The sequence below is a fragment of the Methylotetracoccus oryzae genome (genome assembly GCF_006175985.1).
Taxonomy (GTDB): domain Bacteria; phylum Pseudomonadota; class Gammaproteobacteria; order Methylococcales; family Methylococcaceae; genus Methylotetracoccus; species Methylotetracoccus oryzae.
This window is the reverse complement of the sequence record NZ_SRSH01000005.1, coordinates 212,785-235,968: the sequence shown is the minus strand read 5'-3', so window position 1 is coordinate 235,968 and position 23,184 is coordinate 212,785. Positions and strand designations below refer to the sequence as shown.

Annotated in this window: 22 protein-coding genes and 1 pseudogene; 5 read left to right on the top strand and 18 right to left on the bottom strand. The window is 62.2% G+C overall.

Annotated elements, in window-relative coordinates; translation table 11 throughout:
- Window positions 1-201: 201 nt before the first annotated feature.
- From BWR02_RS07390 to trhP, 15 genes and pseudogenes are all read right to left on the bottom strand, one after another.
- Entirely contained in the window at window positions 202-546 is a 345-nt protein-coding gene (locus BWR02_RS07390; RefSeq protein ID WP_139557100.1) for a hypothetical protein, read from the bottom strand.
- Between the two features lie 109 nt (window positions 547-655).
- Window positions 656-2,731: a copper-transporting P-type ATPase gene (locus tag BWR02_RS07385; protein ID WP_456237927.1), complete on the bottom strand. Its 2,076-nt coding sequence runs from the start codon at window positions 2,729-2,731 to the stop codon at window positions 656-658.
- A 69-nt stretch (window positions 2,732-2,800) separates the two neighbouring features.
- Window positions 2,801-2,989: pseudogene (locus tag BWR02_RS21755) on the bottom strand (YHS domain-containing protein); the annotation flags it as partial.
- A 471-nt stretch (window positions 2,990-3,460) separates the two neighbouring features.
- A complete protein-coding gene (locus BWR02_RS07380) occupies window positions 3,461-4,456 on the bottom strand; it encodes an alpha/beta hydrolase (protein ID WP_139557098.1) in 996 nt (331 codons plus the stop codon).
- Window positions 4,457-4,581: 125 nt separating this feature from the next.
- On the bottom strand, window positions 4,582-5,121 hold the full coding sequence (locus BWR02_RS07375; RefSeq protein WP_139557097.1) for a hypothetical protein: 540 nt from the start codon (window positions 5,119-5,121) through the stop codon (window positions 4,582-4,584).
- A gap of 72 nt (window positions 5,122-5,193) precedes the next feature.
- A complete protein-coding gene (locus BWR02_RS07370) occupies window positions 5,194-6,261 on the bottom strand; it encodes a class I SAM-dependent methyltransferase (RefSeq protein ID WP_139557096.1) in 1,068 nt (355 codons plus the stop codon).
- Between the two features lie 1,061 nt (window positions 6,262-7,322).
- Complete coding sequence (locus BWR02_RS07365; protein WP_139557095.1) at window positions 7,323-8,123, bottom strand: macro domain-containing protein; 801 nt, start codon at window positions 8,121-8,123, stop codon at window positions 7,323-7,325.
- A gap of 49 nt (window positions 8,124-8,172) precedes the next feature.
- Window positions 8,173-8,673 carry a TIR domain-containing protein gene (locus BWR02_RS07360; RefSeq protein WP_139557094.1) on the bottom strand — a complete coding sequence of 167 codons (501 nt, stop codon included), beginning with the start codon at window positions 8,671-8,673 and terminating at the stop codon, window positions 8,173-8,175.
- Window positions 8,674-9,312: 639 nt separating this feature from the next.
- Window positions 9,313-9,663: an addiction module antidote protein gene (locus BWR02_RS07355; RefSeq protein ID WP_139557093.1), complete on the bottom strand. Its 351-nt coding sequence runs from the start codon at window positions 9,661-9,663 to the stop codon at window positions 9,313-9,315.
- Window positions 9,664-10,151: 488 nt separating this feature from the next.
- Complete coding sequence (gene hslR / locus BWR02_RS07345; protein WP_139557092.1) at window positions 10,152-10,565, bottom strand: Hsp15 family ribosome-associated heat shock protein; 414 nt, start codon at window positions 10,563-10,565, stop codon at window positions 10,152-10,154.
- Window positions 10,566-10,625: 60 nt separating this feature from the next.
- The gene (locus BWR02_RS07340) at window positions 10,626-10,994 is read right to left on the bottom strand and encodes a rhodanese-like domain-containing protein (protein WP_139557091.1); all 369 of its coding nucleotides are present in this window, start codon (window positions 10,992-10,994) and stop codon (window positions 10,626-10,628) included.
- 58 nt (window positions 10,995-11,052) lie between these two features.
- Window positions 11,053-11,991 carry a 4-hydroxy-3-methylbut-2-enyl diphosphate reductase gene (gene ispH / locus BWR02_RS07335; RefSeq protein ID WP_139557090.1) on the bottom strand — a complete coding sequence of 313 codons (939 nt, stop codon included), beginning with the start codon at window positions 11,989-11,991 and terminating at the stop codon, window positions 11,053-11,055.
- Between the two features lie 63 nt (window positions 11,992-12,054).
- On the bottom strand, window positions 12,055-12,615 hold the full coding sequence (locus BWR02_RS07330; protein WP_139557089.1) for a cob(I)yrinic acid a,c-diamide adenosyltransferase: 561 nt from the start codon (window positions 12,613-12,615) through the stop codon (window positions 12,055-12,057).
- Window positions 12,615-13,100: a ribonuclease E activity regulator RraA gene (gene rraA, locus BWR02_RS07325; RefSeq protein ID WP_139557088.1), complete on the bottom strand. Its 486-nt coding sequence runs from the start codon at window positions 13,098-13,100 to the stop codon at window positions 12,615-12,617. Before rraA ends, BWR02_RS07330 begins: the two co-directional genes overlap by 1 nt.
- A gap of 37 nt (window positions 13,101-13,137) precedes the next feature.
- The gene (gene trhP / locus BWR02_RS07320) at window positions 13,138-14,484 is read right to left on the bottom strand and encodes a prephenate-dependent tRNA uridine(34) hydroxylase TrhP (protein WP_139557087.1); all 1,347 of its coding nucleotides are present in this window, start codon (window positions 14,482-14,484) and stop codon (window positions 13,138-13,140) included.
- An 80-nt stretch (window positions 14,485-14,564) separates the two neighbouring features.
- Here trhP and cysM point away from each other — a divergent pair, with 80 nt between their 5' ends.
- From cysM to BWR02_RS07305, 3 genes are read left to right on the top strand one after another with little or no spacing between them, the layout of a single operon-like run.
- Window positions 14,565-15,470, top strand: a complete 906-nt coding sequence (gene cysM / locus BWR02_RS07315) for a cysteine synthase CysM (protein ID WP_139557086.1) — start codon at window positions 14,565-14,567, stop codon at window positions 15,468-15,470.
- A 57-nt stretch (window positions 15,471-15,527) separates the two neighbouring features.
- Complete coding sequence (gene rlmD, locus BWR02_RS07310; protein ID WP_328591508.1) at window positions 15,528-16,877, top strand: 23S rRNA (uracil(1939)-C(5))-methyltransferase RlmD; 1,350 nt, start codon at window positions 15,528-15,530, stop codon at window positions 16,875-16,877.
- Window positions 16,874-17,386: a L,D-transpeptidase gene (locus tag BWR02_RS07305; RefSeq protein ID WP_139557085.1), complete on the top strand. Its 513-nt coding sequence runs from the start codon at window positions 16,874-16,876 to the stop codon at window positions 17,384-17,386. Before rlmD ends, BWR02_RS07305 begins: the two co-directional genes overlap by 4 nt.
- Here the strand turns inward: BWR02_RS07305 and BWR02_RS07300 are convergent.
- The 3 genes from BWR02_RS07300 to BWR02_RS07290 form a co-directional block, all read right to left on the bottom strand.
- A complete protein-coding gene (locus BWR02_RS07300; RefSeq protein WP_139557084.1) occupies window positions 17,383-18,942 on the bottom strand; it encodes a tetratricopeptide repeat protein in 1,560 nt (519 codons plus the stop codon). The genes BWR02_RS07305 and BWR02_RS07300 overlap by 4 nt on opposite strands.
- Window positions 18,943-19,110: 168 nt before the next feature.
- The gene (locus BWR02_RS07295; RefSeq protein ID WP_162560060.1) at window positions 19,111-20,862 is read right to left on the bottom strand and encodes a DUF11 domain-containing protein; all 1,752 of its coding nucleotides are present in this window, start codon (window positions 20,860-20,862) and stop codon (window positions 19,111-19,113) included.
- 183 nt (window positions 20,863-21,045) lie between these two features.
- Complete coding sequence (locus BWR02_RS07290) at window positions 21,046-21,564, bottom strand: PepSY domain-containing protein (RefSeq protein ID WP_139557082.1); 519 nt, start codon at window positions 21,562-21,564, stop codon at window positions 21,046-21,048.
- 417 nt (window positions 21,565-21,981) lie between these two features.
- Between BWR02_RS07290 and BWR02_RS07285 the strand changes: the two genes are divergently transcribed.
- Together BWR02_RS07285 and BWR02_RS07280 are read left to right on the top strand one after the other, a co-directional pair.
- Window positions 21,982-22,548, top strand: coding sequence for a Uma2 family endonuclease (locus tag BWR02_RS07285; RefSeq protein ID WP_139557081.1), 567 nt, complete (start codon window positions 21,982-21,984; stop codon window positions 22,546-22,548).
- A 33-nt stretch (window positions 22,549-22,581) separates the two neighbouring features.
- Window positions 22,582-23,148: a Uma2 family endonuclease gene (locus BWR02_RS07280; protein WP_139557080.1), complete on the top strand. Its 567-nt coding sequence runs from the start codon at window positions 22,582-22,584 to the stop codon at window positions 23,146-23,148.
- Window positions 23,149-23,184 lie beyond the last annotated feature (36 nt).

Below are 23,184 nucleotides of genomic sequence, written 5' to 3'. Positions count from 1 at the left end.
CGTCGGGTCTGCTTCTTCTTCTGGTCATAGGCCAGCGAGGCGAAGGTCGTCTGTTTCATCCGGTCACCGCGTTCACGTGCTCTGTTGGCGATAGCTTACCAGCCGCATTTGTTCAGAGGCTCCATAGGGCCCAGACGTAAATCATCGCGGGAATGTCAGAGCTGACCCGACATTCCCGCGAACTTCATTCTGAGCGCTGGATTACTTCCTTGACTTGGGCGGATAGGCCGTCGCGGTCAAAATGGTCCAATAGCTCGTGCCCACGAAGCCGTACGACCAGGTCTCCTTGACGGCGATGTTGGCGATCTTGTCGGTCCCGGCTTCAGTCAGCAACTCCTCGTAAGCCCGATACTGGCGGTCGTTCGTGCCCAGCGGAAGTGCGCTGAACAGCATGAACCCACCCGCCTGTGCCGTGATCTTCCGGCCTCGGTTTGTGTCGACTTGCGACAGATCGGGTGCGTCAGCAAACTTTACGGGCCGACCGGCACAGGCGCTCAGCAGCAACCCAGCCGCCAGCGCGGCAGAAATCTTGACGGTGACGTTCATCCGTTTACCTCTCGCACGCCATCGCCTTATTCACACGCTACATCATCCCAATCTAGGCGGAAAGCAACAGCCTGGTAGGCTAGTCTCATCAGCTCTCCAGAGTCCACTGTCATTTCTTGCCATGCCGCAAGCGCAGGGCATTCCCGATCACCGACACCGAGCTCAGGCTCATGGCCAGCGCCGCAATCAGCGGGGACAACAGCCACCCGGTAAAGGGATACAGGACGCCTGCCGCAATCGGCACCCCAAAGGCGTTGTAAATGAATGCGAACAACAAATTCTGACGCATGTTTCGGACCGTGTTGATCGAGATTTCACGGGCCGCGGTGATGCCTCGCAAATCCCCTTTCACCAGCGTGATCTGGCCGCTGTTCATTGCCACGTCAGTTCCCGTGCCCATGGCTATACCGACATCCGCCTTGGCCAGCGCAGGCGCATCGTTGATACCATCGCCGGCCATGGCAACAATGCGCCCCTCCTTCTGGAGGCGTTCCACAAGCGCCAGCTTATCGGCGGGTTTGACCTCGCCATGCACCTCGTCGATACCCAGTTTGGCACCCACTGACTTGGCCGTGGTCAGGCCGTCTCCCGTTGCCATCACGATGCGCAAGCCACTGGCGTGCAGGGCTTTGATCGCTTCGAGCGTGCTGGCCTTGATGGGATCGGTCACGGCCAGGATGCCCGCCAGTTGTTTGTCCACCGCAAGATGCATCACGCTGGCACCCTCATTGCGCAAGCGCTCGCCGTCGATCTTGAGCGTATCGGTTGCCACGCCCTCGGCTTGCATCAAGGCGGTGTTGCCCAGCAACAGATGCTTGCCCTCAATCATGCCTCGCACGCCGATCCCGCTGCTGGACTCGAAGTCCACCGGCGTCACCAGTCCCAGTCCTTTGGTGCGTGCGGCGCTGACGATGGCCTCGGCCAATGGATGTTCGCTGCCCTGGTCCAGACTGGCTGCAAGGTGTAGCACTTCATCCGCTGTGTAGCCGGGGGCGGCGACAGCGGAATCGAAAGCGGGTTTGCCCTCGGTCAGGGTGCCGGTTTTGTCGACGATCAGCGTGTCCACCTCCCGCATTTTTTCGATGGCTTCAGCATCCCGGAACAGCACGCCCTCGGTTGCCGCACGACCCGTCGCCACCATCACCGACATGGGAGTCGCCAGCCCAAGCGCGCACGGGCAAGCGATGATCAGCACCGCCACTGCGTTGATCAGGCCGAATACCCAGCTGGGTTCTGGACCGAACAGGCCCCAGACAAGGAAGGTGACGATGGCGATGGCTACCACCACGACCACAAACTTGCCCGCGACCACATCGGCCATGCGCTGCATGGGGGCCTTCGAGCGCTGGGCATTGGTTACCATCTCGACAATCTGCGAGAGCATGGTGGCGGCACCAACTTTTTCTGAGCGCATCACCAGGGCACCGCTGGTATTCATCGTGGCACCGATCACCTTGTCACCGACGCGCTTGGTCACCGGTACGGGCTCACCGGTCAGCATGGATTCATCCACGGCGCTGCTGCCCTCGGTCACAGCGCCATCGACGGGCACTTTTTCGCCAGGACGGATGCGCAGCAGGTCGCCGACATGTACCTGGTTCAGCGGTACGTCCTCTTCGCTGCCGTCCGCATTGATGCGGCGTGCCGTCTTGGGTGCCAAACCGAGTAACGCCTTGATCGCCGCAGACGTTTGCGAACGGGCCTTCAACTCGATGATCTGGCCCACCATGGTGAGCGAGATGATGACCACGGCCGCCTCATAGTAAACGGCCACACGCCCCATGGAGATGAACGAATCCGGGAACACGCCCGGCATCACGGTTGCCACCACGCTGTAGACGAAGGCCGCGCCGGTACCTAGCCCAATCAAGGTCCACATGTTGGGGTTGCGATGAACCAGGGACCGCCAGCAACGCAGGAAGAATGGCCAGCCCGCCCACATCACGACCGGTAAGGACAGCACCAGTTCAACCCAGGTTTGCACGTTCATGGCAAACCAGCCGAGGCGATGGCCGAACATGGCCAGAACGGTGACAATGACCGTGAGTGGCAGCGTCCACCAGAAACGACGCTGAAAGTCCTTTAGCTCAGGGTCGCCTTCCTCGCCCAGAGGAATGATGGGCTCCAAGCTCATACCGCACTTGGGGCAGCTGCCGGGAAAGCCCTGCCGCACCTCGGGGTGCATGGGGCAGGTGTAAATCGTGCCAGCCGCCGCCGGCGCGACTTCCGCGGGCGCGGTCGGTGCCAGGTACCGCAGCGGGTTCTCCGCAAACTGACCTTTGCACTTGGCGCTGCAGAAATAGTAGGGCCCGCCTTCGTGCGTCAATTTGTGTTCAGACTGCTCCGTCACGGTCATGCCGCACACCGGATCTTTCAGGTCCGTTCGCGGGGCTGACTCGGCAGAGGGGTGACTGCCGTGATGCTGGTGTGCATTCGCGTCCATTGGCTCATACCTTGTCGTTGTCGGAGCGCCGAAGCGTCGGTGCATGGTTGCCGTGCCACCATGACCGCCGTGGCCGCGCATCAGCTGCATCAGCGGACCGGTGAGCAGGGCAATGCCTAGGGCCAATAACCCAGGGATATCCAAACCAGGCCCCTTTTTCTGATCATGCGGCCTGTAACTGTTCACGCCCCCCTCGCGGGAGCGATCCGGGAGGCCGAGACACGCCGTGGATCCGTCCCTGGCTCGGCTGCGGGTTCCCTCCCGCAAACGGTCTCGCCCTCCCGGCCCGCTCCCACTACCTACCCAGCAAGGCAGCAGGGTGAAGGGTTACATGCGGCCTACCGGGCGAAAGACACGGGTGGGGCGCGGAATCGGAGATTCCGCGCTGGCCTCTGACGAATTTCGAATTTTTTCAGGGGAAGACGCACCCCGGCCCCTTGGGTCGTCTCGCCTGGAGGCACAACGGAACCGTTAGCCCTTAAGAAACAGTGAGCCGCCTTCGGCGACGCGCGTGGGAACCACCGAGCGATCCAGGTCGCCCTTCAAGGTTTCGAACAGATCCCGCGTAAAGGCCAGATTTCCAATCTGCCAGGAGTGATCGAACGTGCCAATCTCGGCCTGCTGATCCGCCTGTCTGAGCGCGGGGTCGCTGCTCAACCGCTCGAAATAGGCGCTGCAATCCACATTGACGGCCTTCGCAGGCACGTCGAGCGGCAATCCGTCGCGTCCGACCCGGGGCGACATGCCGACCCGCTTGGCGTTCGAGAGCTTCAGCACCGAATCGTAACGGTTCGAGTAGTTGGTAAAGCGCACGCAGTGGCGGTAGATGGCCTCACTGGTCGGGTTGTCTGCCGACATCGAGGCCGCCGAGACGTCACCGGAAATAAACAGCACCTGACTGATGATCCAGCTGAGCTGGGCCAGCAAGGCGTCATCGGCATCATCGAACGCCTCCCGGATCACAAAAGCGCCGGTCGAGTGCCCGAGCAGATGGACATTGATCGTACAGTCCGGCGTCTGTTCCTTAGCCAGCCAGTAGATGCCGTCCCGCATCAGGTGCAGTGCCGTTTCCTTGGCGTCGTGGCGGTCTTCCAGGTAGTTCAGCGGCATGTCGGCACTGGGCCAGTCGAACGATACGATGGCGCCGAGATAACCGACCGAGCGCAGATCACGCTGCAACTGCCGGTGCCTGCGCATCACCACGGCTTGATCGTTGTTGTAGCCATGTATGAAGACGAGGACGTCGCCGCGATCCTTGGTCGGGATTCGGGAATCCTGCCCCCAGACAGAGGCTTGCCGTAGCCGCTTGATCCATACGTCGCGGCGGACCTTGTGCTCCGGAAGCGGCACGGGCGCCGCGGGCAACCCGTCGCTACCGTCGGGCACTTCAAGGTAAAGACTAGCGCCCGGTTCGGACACGAACTTGCCGCTCCGAACGGCGCGAGCACACATCACGAAATCGGCCATGACCCCTCCTTGCCATCGTTGACGCTCGAACAAACTGATCGGAACACACCGTAGTCCCAGATCGGCCCGCCGTAAAGGCGACAAAAGTCGTACCGACTTTTTCGATGCTCCCCGACTGACACAGCCTAAACGCCGAAAAGCTCCTTCTGCAGCTTCCTGAATTCGGCATTGAAGTGCTCTTCGGCATCTGACGGGAACGGGAAGCCGTCGGGCCCGGCAAAGACGAACGAGACATCGTCGCCGCCTTTCGCTTCGCCCCGGTGCTTCTCGAAGGCCTCCAGCCAGGCGTCGTAATGCTCGATGAGCCGGCCGGCATCGCCCATTAGATGCGGCGGGATCAGGTGACCCTTCGACAGCAGAAGATCCCGGCAGGTCCGATTGCCCTCGCGCACCACATTCGCTTCCAGGTAGAGATTCTTGGACCGCCAGCGATTCATCGCGCGCCTAGTGCGGTCGAATTGCATGTGCAGCGGCCCCAGCAGTTCGAACAGCGCCTGCTGCTTCCAGGAGCGAGTGGACTCGAAGACCTTGAAGCGCTCATCGAAGTAGGCCTTGATCTCCGATTCCACTCGTTTGTTGCGGCGCAGAAACAGGGCGCCCACCGCGACGGCGGTAAGACTGCTTCCTAGCAGGCCACCCAGCGTCAGTTCCAGAAATCCCGGCATCGCACGTCTCCGTCGGATGGCTGGCAAAAGGGACTGTTCGAGCCGGATCCCGTTTTGCGTTGATTCACGCCCTTAAACCTTGGCTTCCAGCACCAGATTGGTCGGCGTCGCCGCAGCCCGCCGCACTTGGCTGAAGCCCCCGGCTTCGAGCACCGCGGTCAGCCGCTTCTCGCCGGCCTGGGCACCCAGGGCGAGGCCGACTTCCTGCGATTTCGAGGCGGGCACGCAGACCATCGTCGAGAACGAGTAATAAATCTGGCCCAGGGGATGCAGGTTCTCTTCAAGGCTGTCCCCGGCGAATGGCTCGACGAGCATCAGCGTCCCGCCCGTCGTCAAAGTGCTGGCGATATGCTGGGCCGCACCCACGGGATCGCCCATATCGTGCAGGGCATCGAAGACCGTGACCAGATCGTAATTCTTTCCGGGATATCCCTTCGCCGTTACCACCTCGAAAATGGTGTTGGCGGCAACGCCCGCGGCGCGCGCCCGTTCCCGCGCATGTTCGATGGACGGCCCGTGCAAGTCGAAGCCATGGAATGTGGAATTGGGGAACGCCTGCGCCATCAGGATGGTCGAGGAACCGTGTCCGCAACCCACGTCCGCCACCCGGGCGCCCGCTTCGAGCTTTTCCCGGACGCCGTCGAGGGCCGGTATCCAGGAGTCAATCAGGTTCTGGGCATACATGGGGCGGAAAAAGCGCTCCGTGCCGCAAAACAGGCAGGGGCTGTGGTCGCTCCATGGCAGACCCTTGCCGCTGCGGAAGACATCGACCACCTTGGATTCGTCGAAGTACACCGACATCACCGCCTGAAAGAAGCCCTGCATGCAGGCGGGATGGCCTTCGGCGGCGAACACCACGGCCTGTTCGGGCGACAGGGAAAAGCGGCCCGCGGCTGGATCGTAATTGACATAGCCAGCGGCGGCGTTGGCAGATAGCCACTCCCGGAGGTAGCGTTCGTTCATGCCGGTGTTGTCGGCCAGTTCCCGGCTGGTGGCGGGGCTGATTTCCGCCAGGGCGCTGTACAGATCCAGCTTGTCGCCCATATAGGCCATCAACAAGCCCAAGGCCCCGGCCACATCGCCGATGACTTTGCCCTGTAACTGTTCCAGCGCGGTTTGATCGATCTCGTTCAGGCGCATGCCCACGGTTCCTCCTGGATTGTCAACGGTAGATGGGTCGGCCCGACATGGAAACACGAAAAACATGCGAAAGACAGGTCGGATTAGGCTTCCGGGCCATGCATTCGGTTATCCGATGGGGCAACACGCACGGCCGTAGGCCTGGATGTCCGAAAACAATCTAACCTGATCCCCTTTCTTCCGCATCTGTGCGAGGCGCACGCTCGATCTCGGGAAAGTAGGCGAAGCGAATGATCGCTGCGGGACAGCGGACACCGAAGTGAATGTGCAGTTGAAGAAGCAGCCTTGGAATGGCGTGCTTGAACTCGTTCAACAACGCTAAGTGCTCGTTTCGCCCAATGCCCGAAGATGTCGACTTCCTGTGTTGGAAGTGCTCGTCTCGGAGCGACTTTAGCTTCCGAAAAGCTGCCCAGGGATGGCCAGGAAGGGTTTCCAAGTTCGCTAACGTAATTCCAAGTGTTGCGGCTCGTTTGACTACAGAAGCACGGAGTGATCTGGCATTCGAAAAGTACAGCCGTACTGGGGATTTGCCGGAGCGCAACTCATCAGCAATGAACTCAATGGTCGCCTTCTTCTTAGCGGAGTTCGTGCCATGGGACCACTGGTGCAGGCCGGTTCGCCCGTCAGGACGTATCCAACGATAGAGCACCGTTCGCTCGTCGGCCTTTCCGATGTACTTAATTTCACCCAGAGCGCTATATACGAAATAGATGTATGGCCCAGAAGCAGAGGCGTTCTCATGCGGCTGCGTGTTTGGGCCTGAGGGACGTGGTCCGAGTATGGGAAATCGCTTGTCACGCACAGATGGGCGGTCACGGACAAAGTCACCTGGTAATACCTCCGTGAACTCCGAAGCGAGACTTAAGGAGAGATCTTTGTGGCTTGGATGATTTCCCAATGGATTTTTCCTCCGGTCGGTTGATGTGCCCGCTAACGCTTGAGTTCAACGGCGTTTGAGCCGATGTGAGGGTTTGGCGTAGCCAAACCGAGCAGCGGGTCAAACGTCCGGTGCAACGATTTGTTGGGCGGCACCGTACTGACCGCCATGAAATCTATGCAAATCAAACGACTAAGGCCTGCCGAAGGCGATCTTTAACTTCATATAGATTCACCTGAAAACGCTTGGCGTCATCTGGGTGGATCACAATTACCAACCGATCGGAAAATTTGCCTTTGGCGGCTGCCTCAACGAATGATTCCGAGATCAACTCAATCATTTTGTTTCTTGGCACCTGAAGCCTGCCGCGACCCGTGCCGATGACCGGCACTGCTAGTTCTTGAAGTTCACCAGCTCTGCGTACATATTCCCAAAGACCGTTTAAGGCTTTCTTTACATCAGGGATCGTAGTCGAGGCATTGCCATCATCATTTAATGCTGCCATTGCTGTGAAGTAGAACGTCTTACCATGAGTGTTAACTGGCACGGTTGTGCCCATGGGGTAAGGAGGCTCAAGCTCCGCAGGTAGCCCGGCGGCAACTTCCTCTATCAGCTTGCTCTGATTCCCTGTGAAATACTTCGCGGTAAATTGACCCTGCAGGCTTTTGCTTGAGATTTTTCCCGACGCAACATCGCATTCGAAGTTCGTGTTTGTGCTAACCAGTACGGCGCCAGCGGCGTCAAATAGATCCCCAATTCGCACTTCTATCTCGAAATCCCGCTGCGCAAACCTAACGATGGTGCTGGTAATCGGGCGCCTACTCGCGATTGCGAGGATTGCAGCAATAAACAGAAACACAAAGAATGCGTACTTCCCGTACTCGTCGCGAGAGTAAATTCTGAAGAAGTCTAGAGCTTCAACTACTAGGTAAATTGCGCCAAAGACCGTCAGTACAGACTGAAATCCGGCGGCAGAGAAAATCACATATCTCCAATACGCCCAGCTAGAGATAGTTTCCCAGAAATATCGCACGCTAGAGCCCCAGCCTCGTGTAAACGCTGTCATTGTAGTAGTAAGGGCCAGAACTACCGGCTCTCTTGTAGGTTGCGTGATCAGCAGGCCACGAATCCATTGCGTGCTGAATAATTTTTTGCTGGAAAGGAACGTAAACCGCCAACTCGTCCCGAATTGCTCCGGGGCAGCGATCCGTTCTTGCTCTCGCACCATCCAAGTTCACGCCGACAATCGGGAGGTCTAGGCGTATCGCAACTTCCATTTCCCACTTCACGAACTTTCTGAGATAGCGTGTCTTTTCTCCAATCAAGACAATCAACATCTTGGAGTTGGCAAAGCGCTCGCGAAGCTTGCGCTTAATGCTCTCTTCAGCGCTCGAGTCTCGCGCCGTATTGAGATCGTGCGCATCATGAAAATTGAACGGCAAATTGTCATTTGCCTTCCAAGCCGTCATCAGTCGGTAGTAACGAATATCTTCGTCGCCATCGAAGCACACATAAGTCTTGTTTCTGTACGCCAAAGTCTTCTCCCTTCCTCCTGAATCGTAGCAATACCCAAGAGTGCCGCCCAACGTTGTTCTTTTGCGGAATCTGCTCTAAGCGCGCTTTACAGAATGTGGGATGAACGTACTATGCGGATTCTGTGAAGCGTGCCACCTATCGCGATTTGTCACTGATTCGGTTCAGTTTTCGGGCGGAGGCAGCCTGATATGTTGAAAGTAATACATGTGGCGTGCTGGGTCAACGCCGAGGTTGATGCGCTTGACGGTAGGGCTGGGCGATTGGTTTATTGGGTCGAGTCTTGCCCTCATGCATTGTTGCGTTCGGACGGTTCGCGTCAACGGAATGCTCGGCTGACATTGGTGGAGTGCAAACAGAAGTGATCGGCAGCTTTGCTGCATGGAATAACGGCCAGTGCCAAAACCGCGTGTGAAGACTTCGCTACGAACGGGTAGGCCTGCTTCCGGTAGCTTCGCGATCAGAGGTTTAGGCGTGGGAGTGCCAGCAACTCTCGTGGCACAGGATCGGCTCGGAAGAACGCTTCTTTCCGGTCCCGGCGCGAACTCACGTGATAAACTCCGCCCGTGCCCCGGATGCGAAATAGCTGAGAAAGATCGTCGGCGACATCACTGGTCTGTGCGAATGCCTGACGGCAGAGCTCAACCGGGCGAGGGAGGAGATGCGGTTGGATCGCCTTGTTGGGCATGATTTGCGATATACGAGGGTTCGGCGTGGAGCCGAATACCCAGGGCCGTCACCACCTTGAGAATTGTGTCAAAACTGGGAGATCTTTCACCGGAAAGTGCTTTGTAAAGGCTTTCCCGTGACATGCCCGCATCACGAGCAACTTGCGACATGCCTCTGGCACGCGCAATGTCGCCGAGCGCTTTGGCAATAAATGCGGCGTTACCATCCGCCTCTTCCAGGCATGCCTCAAGATAAGCGGCCATTTCTTCAGGAGTGCGCAGATGTTCGGCAACGTCGTAGCGTGAGGTTGCTGTCTTTTTCATAGGATTCCTACAGATTACGAGCAAGCCTTAAAGCCGCCTTGATATCTCCTAACTGGTTGCCCTTATCAACGCCAGCCAACAAGGTGACCAGATCTCTTCCTTGCTATTTGTAGTAGACCCGAAACCGGGGCCATCTTTGATTCGCAACTCGGAGACGCCTTCTCCAACGGGTTGGGTGTCGCCTGGATTTCCTTCTGCCAATCGTTCCACTCTGACGAGAATCCGGGCACACGCCCGGACATCGCGCAGGCTATCGAGCCACTTGGCACAAAAATCCGTTTTGCGAATCTCCATCATTGGCAAACTGTATCCGGGAGGCGACACCAGGTCAACTCTTCATTGGGAAGCCGGGCATTGTTTTGTAGCGCAGGCGGCGGGCCGCGTCCGAAGGTTTGCTGCGGAGCGCGGTGCGTGGTGTCTTGGGACGGAGGCGACTTGGGTGTGCCGGAACTAGCCGGCCTTAAGCTGCGTGAGGCGGCAGGGACGCCCTAACCCAACGTATCCTTGAACCGATGAATCAGCCGCCGGTCGCGCTTGTTCGGGCGGCCGTCGCTGACGACGTCGGAGGCTTGTTCCGCGCGCCGACGGTCGATTTCGGCCTGGCGCTTCGCAAGGCTTTCGGGGGTTTCCTCGTATAGCAGCACGGCTTCCTTGGCGGGACCACGGCGGCCGCTAAGCGCGATCACGGTGATTTCCCAGGAGAAATGGTCCTTGGAGATTTCGAGCGTGGCACCGACGGTCACGTCCTTGCCGGGCTTGGTGCGTTGCCCGTTCAGATGGACTTTACCGCCGGCGATGGCTTCGTTGGCGAGTTGGCGGGTCTTGAAGAAGCGCGCGGCCCACAGCCATTTGTCCAGCCGTACGCCTTCGGCGGGGGATGACGGTTTTCCGGGACCGCTCATGAGGGTGGCCGCAACCGGCGATCGCAGCGCGTGGGCCTGAGGCCGTGCGCCGGGTCGGGCTCAGCGGCTCGGATGCTGCGTGGGCAGTCCGGCCTCGGACCAGCCCTTGTAACCGCCCGCAAGGCTCACGACCCGCGTGAACCCGAGTTTGCCAAGCGCCTCAGCCGCCAGCGCCGAGCGACCGCCCGACTGACAATACAGGATGACTTCGCCATCCCGGCGTCCCTGAATCTGCGGGTGGCCGTCGATGCGGAATTCGAGCACGCCGCGCGGAATGTTGACGGCGCCGGGCAGGCAGCCAGCGGCGTATTCCTCTGGTTCGCGCACGTCGATCAACGCTGCGCCCAGCTTCGCCTGTGCCTGGCTGGCGTCGATTTCGGTGATCGTCTGCTTGGCGGAAGCGACGAGCTCCATTGCGGTCATGGCCATGATGACTTGCCTGAATTTGGGTATTGCGTCGGGTGGGTGGAATTGGGACGCGGTCGGATCAGGCCGAGCGGCGCAGATTCTTGGGCAGCGAAAAGACGACCTTTTCCTCGATGCCTTCCTTTTCGCTGACCGTATGGCCACCCCATTCCTTGAGCTGCGAGACGACGTTTTGCACCAGGATTTCGGGGGCCGAGGCGCCGGCCGTGACGCCGATGCGCTCGGCGCCCTCGATCCAGGAGCGATCCAGTTGTCCTGCGTGGTCGATCAGGTACGCGCGCTTACCGAGTTTCTCGGCGATCTCGCGCAGTCGGTTCGAGTTGGAGCTGTTGGGCGAGCCCACGACGAGGATCACGTCGCACTGCACGGCCAGCTTCTTCACCGCATCCTGCCGGTTCTGGGTCGCGTAGCAGATGTCGTCCTTTTTCGGGCCGATGATGTTCGGGAAGCGCGCGCGCAGCGCCTCGACGATGGCCTGGGTGTCGTCGATCGACAGCGTTGTCTGCGTCACATAAGCCAGGTTGTCGGGGTTCTTGACCTGGAGCGTCGCGACGTCCTCCGGCGATTCCACCAGATAGATGCCGCCGGCGGAGTTGGCATACTGGCCCATCGTGCCTTCGACCTCGGGGTGGCCGGCGTGCCCGATGAAGGCAATCTCGCGCCCCTCGGCGGCGTGATGGTGCACCTCGATATGCACCTTCGTGACCAGCGGGCAGGTGGCATCGAACACCTGCAGCTTGCGCTCCTTGGCTTCATCCTGGATCTCTTTCGAGACACCGTGGGCGCTGAAGATCACGGTCGACGCCTCGGGGACCTCCGCCAGTTCCTCGACGAAGACGGCGCCACGGTCGCGCAGGCCATCGACCACATAGCGGTTATGAACCACTTCGTGCCGAACGTAAATAGGAGCCCCGAACACCTCGATCGCGCGTTCCACGATCTCGATGGCTCGGTCGACGCCCGCACAAAACCCGCGTGGGTTCGCAAGAATGATTTCCATGGTTCGCTCTCGTAATTTCATACCCCGTGACTGGGGCATTGTGACATCTAGGGCAGGGGGGAATCAACGCGGCAACGGCCGCTGGCGCTCTTTCGACCACAAAACCTCGGCGCCGGCGTGGCGCGCCAGCACGCGCGCCATGACGAACAGGAAGTCGGATAGCCGATTGATGTAGGCCAAACCCGCCGGATTGATTTCCTCGACGGCCATCAAGCCGACCATCAGCCGTTCGGCGCGTCGGCAAATGGTTCGCGCGACATGGCAGGCCGCGGCCGGGGCGCTGCCGCCGGGCAGGATGAAGTCCTTCAGCGGCGGCAACTCGGCGTTCCAGTGGTCGAGCCAGGTTTCGAGCCAATCGGTGGCGTCCGGACCGAGCACGCGATAACCGGGAATGCACAACTCGCTGCCGAGATCGAAAAGGGCGTGCTGGATTTCGCCCAAACAGGCCGCGATGTCTTCCGGACAGTCCAGGGCCAGCAAAACGCCGAGCTGGCTGTTCAGTTCGTCGACCGTGCCGTAGGCCTGGATGCGCAGGGCGTCCTTGGCGACCCGTGTGCCGTCGCCCAGGCCGGTGCTGCCGTCGTCTCCGGTGCGGGTATAGATTCGGGTCAGGCGGTTGCCCATCAGAGCAGCTCGCTGTCGGCCACGATGATGCCGTCTTCGTCGGCATACAGGAAATAGCCGGTCTTGAAATTGACGCCGGAGAAACTGATCAGGGTGTCCTGTTCCCCCGCGCCACGGCGGTGATGGCTGGGCGCCGGGTGCGTGTGCATCGCGCGTATGCCGATCGGCAGCGTATTCAGGACCGCGGAGTCGCGGACACAGCCATAAATGACCAGGCCGGCCCAGCCATTCGCGACCGCATCCCGGGCAGCATCGGCGCCGACCAGCGCGCAACGGTGGGAACCGCCGCCGTCGATCACGAGCACCCGGCCGGCGCCCGGTTCCGCTAGCGCCTTGTGCAGCAACACATCGTCTTCGAACACCTTGAGCGTCTTCACGGGTCCGCTGAAGACCGTGGACTGTCCGTAGGGCTTGAAGATCGGTTCGGCGATCTGGAGATGGCGATCCGCGAAGCGGTCGCACAGGTCGGCGGTTCGAAAGCTCATCGGTGTTTGGCGTTATCAGCAGGTGAGGGGCGGAAATTCACAGGTATCGGGCGATCAACCCGTTGTCCCAGGTGCCGGGCGGCAGCGGGATGCGGACCTGCCAGCCGCCACCGGGTGCTTCGTGCAGGGCGTTGCCGCCGGTGTCTTCCATATGTTCGAGCACGATGTCGCGGTTGCCGGCCGGCGCGATGAGTTCGAGGCGATCGCCCACGCCGAACTTGTTCTTGACGAGGATCGAGGCCATGCCCGAGTCGGCTTCCGTACCGGTGATCTCACCGACGAACTGCTGCTGGTGGCTTTCGGAGTGCCCGCGCACGTAGTTCTGGTATTCGTGGCTATGGTGGCGCTGGTAGAAGCCGTCGGTATAGCCGCGCTGCGCGAGATTTTCGAGCACGCCCCACAGAGACGGATCGAACGGCCGGCCGGCCTGCGCATCCTCGATCGCCCGGCGATAGACCTGGGCCGTGCGCGCGACATAGTAGTACGACTTCGTGCGTCCCTCGATCTTAAGGCTGTCGACGCCGAGTTCGACGAGCCGATGCACGTGCTCGACGGCCCGCAAATCCTTCGAGTTCATGATGTAGGTGCCGTGTTCGTCCTCCAGCACCGGCATCAGTTCCCCGGGACGCGTTTCCTCTTCCAGGAAATACACCTCGTCCGCCAGCGGGTGACGATCGCCGCAGGTGCCCGCGCTCGCGGCCTCGTTCAAATCGGCCAGGTTCAGTTTGATCGCGCCGGGCACGTAGTCGCCCTCGGCGTTTTCTTCGGCAGGCGCCACCCGGTACTTCCAGCGGCAGGAATTCGTGCAGGTGCCCTGGTTAGGGTCGCGGTGATTGAAATAACCCGACAGCAGGCAGCGCCCGGAATACGCGATGCACAGCGAGCCGTGCACGAAGACTTCCAGTTCCATGTCGGGGCATTGCTGGCGGATCTCGGCGATCTCGTCCAGCGACAGCTCGCGCGACAGGATGATCCGGCGTATCCCGACCGACTGCCAGAAGCGTACGGCGGCATAGTTCAACGTATTGGCCTGCACCGACAAGTGGATCGGCAGGTCCGGCCAGGCCTCGCGCGTCAGCATGATCAGGCCGGGATCGGCCATGATGACGGCATCGGGTCCCAGCGTGACGATCGGTTCGATGTCCCGGATGAAGGTCTGGACCTTGCGGTTGTGCGGCAGCACGTTCGCCGCCAGAAAGAACTTGCGACCGAGCCGGTGCGCCTCGGCGATACCGGTCGCGAGATTGCCGGCCAGGAAGTCGTTGTTGCGGACGCGCAGGCTGTAGCGTGGCAGGCCGGCGTAAACCGCGTCGGCGCCGTAGGCGAAAGCGTACCGCATGTTCTTCAGCGTGCCGGCCGGCGACAGCAGTTCGACGTTCTTCATGGCGGGACGGGATGGTACACTCGGGGGCGTGGGCAGCCCGGAAGTTTAACGTAAACGCCGTTTCGACGCGCAGGATTTTGATGACGCCAGCAGCACCGAATTTCCAGACGATAGAGGCTTTTGTCGGCAATACCCCGCTGGTTCGCCTGCAGCGCCTCCCGGGAAACAGCCGCAGCGTGGTTCTGGCGAAACTCGAGGGGAACAACCCGGCCGGATCGGTCAAGGACCGGCCCGCGCTCAGCATGATCAAGCGCGCCGCGGAGCGCGGCGAGATCAAACCCGGCGATCGTCTGATCGAGGCGACCAGCGGCAATACCGGCATCGCGCTGGCCATGGCCGCCGCCATCGGCGGTTACCGCATGACGCTGATCATGCCGGACAACATGAGCGCCGAACGTCGCGCAACGATGAAGGCCTTCGGTGCCGAGATCATCCTGGTGCCGGCGGCGGGCAGCATGGAAGCCGCCATCGACCTGGCGCGCGCCATGGAAGCGCGCGGCGAAGGCAAGATCCTCGACCAGTTCGCGAACCCGGACAATCCCCGGGCGCACTACGAGGGCACGGGGCCGGAGATCTGGCGCGACACACGCGGGACGATCACCCATTTCGTCAGTTCGATGGGGACGACCGGCACCATCATGGGCACGTCGCGGTACCTGAAGGAGCAGAATCCGGACATCCAGATCGTCGGCGTGCAGCCCCGGGACAACGCCAAGATACCGGGCATCCGGCGCTGGCCGCAGGAATACCTGCCGAAGATCTACGATGCGGCGCGCGTCGATCGCATCATCGATGTGGGACAGGAGGACGCCGAGGAAACGACGCGCCGGCTCGCGGCAGAGGAGGGCATCTTCGCCGGGGTGTCGTCAGGCGGCGCGGTCTTCGCGGCGCTCGAACTCGCGCGCGAGCTGGAATCCGCCGTTATCGCCGTGATCATCTGCGACCGCGGGGACCGCTATCTGTCGACCGGCGTGTTTCCGGCATGAGTCACCTCACGCTTCCCCATGTCACCGCGATCGCCTCTGTGGCAGGACGACTGAGCCATGGCCGCTAAGCCGACGCGTGGCGCCGCCCGCAAGGCGCGGCTGGCCGCGATGCCGCCGGCGATCGCACCGATCGATTCGTTCACGCACGACGGGCGGGGCGTGGCCCATGTCGATGGCAAGGCCGTGTTCGTCGACGGCGCGTTGCCGGGCGAGGAGGTCGAGTTCACCTATACGCTGATCCGCCGGGATTATGCCGAAGGGCGGCTCGACCGGATCGTGTCGGCTTCGCCGCACCGGGTGGAGGCTCCCTGTCCGTGGTTCGCGGCCTGCGGAGGCTGCCGCCTGCAGCACCTGGCCCGCGGCGAGCAGATTGCGCTGAAACAGGGCTTGCTGCTGGAGCAATTGCAGCGCATCGGCCAGGTCCGGCCGGAAGCGGTGCTGCCGCCGCTGGTCGGCGAGGCCTTCGGCTATCGGCGCAAGGCGCGCCTAGGCGTCAAATATGTGCCGAAGCGCGGGCGGGTTCTGGTCGGTTTCCGTGAGAAGGCCAGCGCACTGCTGGCTGCCATCGATTCCTGCGCGGTGTTGCATCCGGCCGTGGGGACGCGCATCGCCGAACTCGGCGACATGATCCATTCCCTGCGCATTCGCGATCAGATCCCGCAAATCGAAGTGGCGGCCGGCGACGAACAGGTCGCGCTGGTGTTTCGCGTCCTCGCCGACCCATCGCCGGATGACCTCCAGACGCTGAAGCACTTTGCTGCAACGACCGGGCTCACGCTGTACCTGCAGCGCGGCGGGCCGACCAGCATCGCCCCGCTGTATCCGGAGCAGCCGGAGCCGCTGGCCTACCGGCTGCCCGAACAGGACATCACCTTCGAGTTCGCGCCGACCGAGTTCACGCAGATCAATCAGGACATCAATCGCCGGATGGTGAACCGGGTGCTGGAACTGCTGAACCTGGAGGCCTCACATGAAGTGCTGGACCTGTTCTGCGGGCTGGGCAACTTCACGCTGCCGGTCGCCCGCCGCGTGGCGCGGGCCACGGGCGTCGAGGGCGAACTCGGGCTGGTCGAGCGCGCGCGCTCGAATGCGCGCCTGAACGGCATCGCCAACGCCGAGTTTCACGTCGCCGACCTGTTCCAGCCGCAGACCGGCGTGCCCTGGATCGACAAGCCCTTCGACCGCGTGTTGATGGACCCGTCGCGCTCGGGCGGGCGCGAGATCCTGACCTGCGTGCCGCGCTGGCGGGCGCCCCGTATCGTCTATGTGTCGTGCAATCCGGCGACGCTGGCCCGCGATGCCGGAGTGCTGGTGCATGAGCACGGCTACCGGCTCACGCAAGCCGGCATCATGGACATGTTCCCGCACACGGCCCACGTGGAATCGGTGGCCGTGTTCGAGCGATGAGCGGTCCGGCGCCCGAGTCCGCCGAGCGCTTCCTGCGGGTCAGCATCCCGCGGCAGGCGCTCGACTGGGTAGAGCACGGCAATGTGCTGCTCAGCTACCCGGTGTCGACGGCCCGCAATGGCCCCGGCGAACGGCGCGGCAGCGAGTGCACGCCGCGCGGCTGGCACCGGATTCGCGCCAAGATCGGCGCTGGTCAACCCTCAGGGGCCGTGTTCGTCGGGCGCCGACCGACCGGGGAGGTCTACGGTGACGAACTCGAATCCCGCTGCCCCGGCCGGGACTGGATACTGACGCGCATCCTGTGGCTCGGGGGACTCGAACCGGGCTTCAATCGCTACGGTCCGGTCGATACGACCTGGCGCTACATCTACATCCATGGCAGCCCCGATCGCGGTGTCTGCGGCATCCCGCAATCCCACGGCTGCGTCCGCATGCGCAGCCCGGATCTGCTCGACCTGTTCGAACGCGTGCCGGTGGGTATGCGCGTGCTGATCAGCGAACAGGACTAGTCCGCAGCCGGCTTTCTGGCTCCGCCGCCGCCCTTGAGCCAAGTCTCTACCGGAGCCATCTCGGGCGGCACCAGTCCCTTGACGATCAGGTCCCGGAGCTCGGCCAGGGCTTCCTCGTCGAAGCGTTTCTCCCCGGGCAGTACCGCATGGCGGTTTTGCCGATAGACCTGCTCGGCCTCGGCGACGCGGCCGCTGTAGAGCAGCGCATGAGCCAGATTCAAACGCAGACGCGTCTGGTTGCCGTCGATCGCCAGCCCCCGCTGGGCGGCGTCCACGGCTTCTTTCGGCTGGCGATGCAGCAGCAGATAACGCGATAGGCGCCCATAAGCCTCGGCCGCTTCGGAGCGTGCCGCCGGCAAGCCCAGCTTGCCGGCGATGACGGCCAGCCGGTCGGCGCCGCGTTGCTGCAGAACGACGGCCTCGCCGAGTTTGTTCTGTGCGGCCAGCAAGGCCGCGACGCGCTCCTGTCCCGCAGCGACATCCCGCTGCCATTGCAGGTTGCCCGGGTCCTGGGCGGACAGACGGGAAGCGATTTCGGAGAATTTCTGATAAGCGGCGCGGGCACCGCCGATATCGCCCTGAACGGCGCGAAGGTCACCGGCCTTCTCGAAACTGACCGCCAGATCGCGCTGCCACTCGGCGTTGTCCGGTTCGCGCCGCACGACCTGCTGGGCGATCTCCTGATAGCGCTGGTAGGCGGCGTTGGCAGCCGGACGGTCGCCCTGCGTCAGGAACAGGTCGCCCAGGGCGCCGTAGCTGTGCCCGAGCTCCCGCTGCCAGTTGAGTTGGTCCGGCGCCTCGTTCGTCAGCTGCAAGAGGGTGATCTGCCGCAGACGAAAGGCCTTCAGCGCGCCGGGGAAATCGCTCTGCGCACTGAGAACACGGCCCAGACGTTCGTGCATCAGGGCCTGATCGTGGCGAACCTGCCGGTCTTCGGGCCGGGCCTTGGCCTGGCGTTCGAAGATCGCCAGCGCCTTGCCGTACGCATCCCGCGCCGCGGCGAGTTCACCGCGGGCTTCCTTCGCATCGCCGATTTTCGTCAGACTGACGGCGAGATCCCGCTGCCGTTCTTCGTCCTCCGGCTGGCGTGCCGCCAGTTCCTCCGCCAGCGCCAGCGCCTCGCGATAGGCGTCCAGTGACCGCGGCAAGTCGCCACGCCGCGCCAATGCCTCGCCGAGCAGGTCGAGCGCGACGCTGCGCGCCCTCAGCGCCGTGTCCGAGGTGGCCGCATCGGCCGGCAGCGAGGCGTAGTAGTCCAACACCTTGCGGGCCGGCGTTTCCAGTAATTCGATACGGCCCAGCGGCGTGAGCTGATCCGCAAACCCCGTCAGGATGAACGCCGCCAGATCCTCGCCCCGCCGACGTTCGTCCGCCGCCGTGCTGCGTTGCCGCTCGACCTCCTGCTGCAGCCCGTAGGCGATCACGGCCAAACCACCGGCGACGAGCACCAGCAACACGAGCAGCAGCGTCAGCCATACACCGCCGCGCTGCGCTATCGGCAGGGCAGGCGTCAGCTTGGAGGGGCGTGGGAGATTGGGGTCGTGGTTGCGCGGCATAAAGGAGCAGAGTATCGTCGAGGCAGGGATCCGACCGGTGCGCCCCTCGGGAACGCTCACAGGGAAGTGGAGGTGGGCAAAGCCACGGGCGTCGAGAAGTCCGTGGCCGGCTACCGATATGCGTCGTGCAAGACGGGCGCAATGCACGGTGTGGGCATCGAGGACGACTCAGCGCAAGCCCGGAATCGACACGACACTCCGGTTGTTCGTCACGTCCGGATCCAGGGGCGCTGCGTTCACCGAGACCGAGTTGGTCAAACTGGAGGTCAGGGCCCACTTCGGTTCGACGGTAAAGGTCACGGTGCCGACGGCTCCGGGTGCCAAACTGCCCAGGCGACACACCAGGATGCTTTCCCCGCTGCAACTGCCCTGACTTGCCGTGGCCGACAAAAAGCGAGCGCTGCTCGGCAGTCGATCGATCACATTGACACTTTCCGCGCTGTCGGTTCCCCGATTGACGGTGGACACCGTGTAGGTGATCGGATGACCGAATTCGAACGCAGACGGGACCAATTGGCTGATGCTCACGTCGGCGCTGAGCGACGGATCCACAGTCCGGTCCAGCCGGAAAACATCCCAGTGCCCTTTTCGGCCGTTGAGGTTCGAATTCTCGCCGTAGCTGTTGAAGGTCAGGAAACGCCCTTCCGATGAAAATGTTCCGACGCGCGGGGTGGCGCTGCCAAGCGTCGAATCGATCCCGGTCGAAACCGTCGTTTGGGCTTCGCGATCGCGGATGTAGATCTTCAAAGCGCCCGAGGGCGCACTGTCCGGATCCAGATTGGAGGAATAAGAAGTGAAGGCCACGAAGCGCGCATCGGCCGACAAGGTCATCGGGTTCATGAAATCGGTGTAACCCGTCGCCTGAGACCCGGACGAACTGACGTTCACACGGGTCGTTTCCCGGGTCCGCAAGTCGTGCAGGAACACGTCGCTTTCGCCGTTGCTATCCCCGCTAACGAGATTGTTGGCGGACGAACCAAACAGCACGTACCGGGCGTCCGGGGATATGGCCTTCAAAGAGGACTGACCGTTCGCCGGAATGCCGTCAGAATTGACATCCACGCGGGTGCGCTGGCGGTTGCGCTGGTCGTAGACGAACAGCCCCGACAATTCCCTGGTGTAAAAATAGAGTTCGGTGAAGGCGAGGTAGCGGCCATCACTGGAGAGATGGAGATCGGAGATCTCTCGTATCGGACACAAGTTGGTCCGCGCAACATCCCGCGTGATGCGTTCAACCGATCCCGTCACCCTGTCGTGCACGAACAGTTCAGGGAAACCACAGAAGCGTCTGCCGTCGAACGTAATCGCACCGTTCAGGACGACGGCAACGATACGGCCGTTCCCTGAGATGGCAATGCTGTCGGCGTTGGCCTGCTGTTCGTGGGCCAGTTGCCCTCCGCCCTCGATCGGCACTTGGAGGGTCGTGCGCCGCTGTCGGTCGCGGACAAAGGTCCGGGCAGCGGTGAGTCCGTTGTTGGCAACGACCGCGGCGTTGAAGGCGACGTAACGTCCGGTGTCCGATAGCGCCAGCCTATCGCTGCCGGCCGGGCTTCCGCTTCCCTGAATGCGTAATGGCTCGTTCGCATTGTCGAGGCTGACGAGTTCCACCGCTCCTGTCTGCATGTCACGGATGAACACATCCGCATCCTCGCCGTTGCTGTCGTCTCGGACCAGCCTGAAGTCTGTGGAGGTGAAGGCGACCAGACGGCCGTCGAATGACATTGCGCCGCCGGCCGAGTCGCCCCGCGCACGGCCGTTGGCGTTCTCGCTGACACGCGCGACTTCGCCCGAGGCGCTGCTCGGTGCGGCGGTCACTGCGGTTGCGAGCGCCAGAATCAAGGCGACCGCGGTGGGACGGCGGCAGGGGCGAGGCGGTTGCGCATCGAGCGCCGCCGGCCGTGCAGGGATCGGGGTTTCCATAGAGGCTTCTCGGTTCATTTCCCCCAATCGGCTTCGACCGTCCAACGAAACGAATCGGGAGTCAGGGGCAGGTATCTCAGGGGGAGAGGAACCGTCCGACATGCTTTTACCGGACGGATCATCGGTCACATTGCGCTGTCCTCCTCCGCCTGCAGTCGGCCAGCGCTCAGCGAGGTGCGAAGGCTATTCGATGCCGATCTGCCAGACTTCCTCGTTGGCTTCGACGATCTTGCCGGTCGTCGCGTCGACTTCAACTTTGATTTCCTTGCCATCCTTGGACACGATGTCGACCTCATACGACGCGGCACCGTCGGATTCGATCTCGTACTCGATTTCCTTGATCTCACCCGGATACTGCTTCAGTGCGATGTCTTTCGCCTGCGCCAGGCTGATCTTCGCCTTGGCTTTGAACGCCGGATGATCGGGCGTTTCGACTTCCTCTTCCTCTTCGGTGATCTTGCCGGTCGCTGCGCTGCACTCGATGTCGTACATCTTGCCATCGCTGCCGCGCACGTCCAGTTCGAACACGGCTTCGCCGCTTTCGGTCTTGCGTTCGACTTTCACCACCGTCCCCGGGTGCTTCGCGAGTACGCTGTCCATGCACAGATCCATCGCATTCTTCGTTTCGGGGGCCGAATTCGCAGCGCCGGCAATGGCTCCGGTGACCAGAGCAATGGCGCAGGAAAGGGTATGGCGCTTCATGGCATAAGCCTCCGTATTGTTCGTGTTCGCCTAGGATATCACGCCCTCTCGGGGCACCCGGTCGGCCGGGGCATTGCTCCGAAGCAGGACCCGCGATGCTGTTGTCGCGAGTTCTGTTCGAAGGCCCTGCGGTTCCCCGTGCTGGTTGGCCGAACACTGCCTTCAGCAGCGATCGCCGTCAACGGGACAATTTCCCTTAGTCAAGCGAGGGTGTAATCCGGCCGTCGCAGCACCGCTGGATACAGCTTCCTCAAGGGCCACCAGGGATGACCCGATCCAGGGACTGCCGCCGTGACTATCTCCTTCGTGCTGGCCGGAAAAAAGTTCGCGCCGGACTGACGGACGGGCGCCCTCCAATCTCTTGGTCTGATGCACCAACCGTGGTAGCGTCTGTCAGGCACCTGAGAGGACTCTTCCATGCATCAGCCTGCGAACCGCTTGGCCACCTACGAGGACTTGCTTGACCTGCCCGAGCATCTGATCGGAGAGATCCTCAACGGAACGCTGGTCACGCAGCCGCGGCCGGCGCCTCGGCATTCCCGCGCCGCATCAGCCATCGGCGGCGGGTTGATGAATCCGTTCGACCATGGCCGCGGCGGTCCCGGTGGCTGGTGGATACTGGATGAACCGGAGCTGCATCTCGGCTCGAACGTGCTGGTGCCCGATCTGGCCGGGTGGCGGCGCGAGCGGCTGCCGGTCTTTCCCGACGAGGCGTATTTCACGCTCGCACCGGACTGGGTCTGCGAGGTGCTGTCGCCCGGCACCGCGCGCACCGACCGGGTGGTCAAGATGCCGATCTATGCTGCCGAAGGCGTCGCGTGGCTGTGGCTGGTCGATCCGGACCAGCGCACCCTCGAAGTCTTCCGTTTGCACGAGGGGCACTGGGTCATGGAACACGCCTGGCAGGAGGCGGAGGAGGTTACAGCGCCGCCGTTCGCGGAACTGACGTTCTCACTGGCGGACCTGTGGGTACCCGCTGCCTGAGCGCTACTTCCAGCCCCCGTCCAGGAACATCTGATGAATCAGCCTGCTAACCGCCTGGCCACTTACAAGGATTTATTCGGCCTGCCCGAGCACCTGATCGGCGAGATTCTCCACGGAACGCTGGTCACACAGCCGCGGCCGGCGCCGCGGCATGCCCTTGCCGCATCGATTATCAGTGATGAGCTCATTGGGCCCTATCATCGTGGCCGTGGGGGGCCAGGCGGTTGGTGGATCCTGTACGAGCCGGAGCTGCATCTCGGGTCGAACGTGCTGGTCCCCGATCTCGCGGGTTGGCGGCGCGAGCGGCTGCCGGCATTTCCCGACGAGGCGTATTTCACACTGGCGCCCGACTGGGTCTGCGAAGTGCTGTCGCCCGGCACCGCGCGCACCGACCGGGTGGTCAAGATGCCGATCTATGCTGCCGAAGGCGTCGCGTGGCTGTGGCTGGTCGATCCGGACCAGCGCACCCTCGAAGTCTTCCGTTTGCACGAGGGGCACTGGGTCATGGAACACGCCTGGCAGGAGGCGGAGGAGGTTACAGCGCCGCCGTTCGTGGAACTGACGTTCTCACTGGCGGACCTGTGGGTGCCCGCTGCCTGAGGGGGATCGCCAGCCCAAGGGTTGCCGCGATCTCAG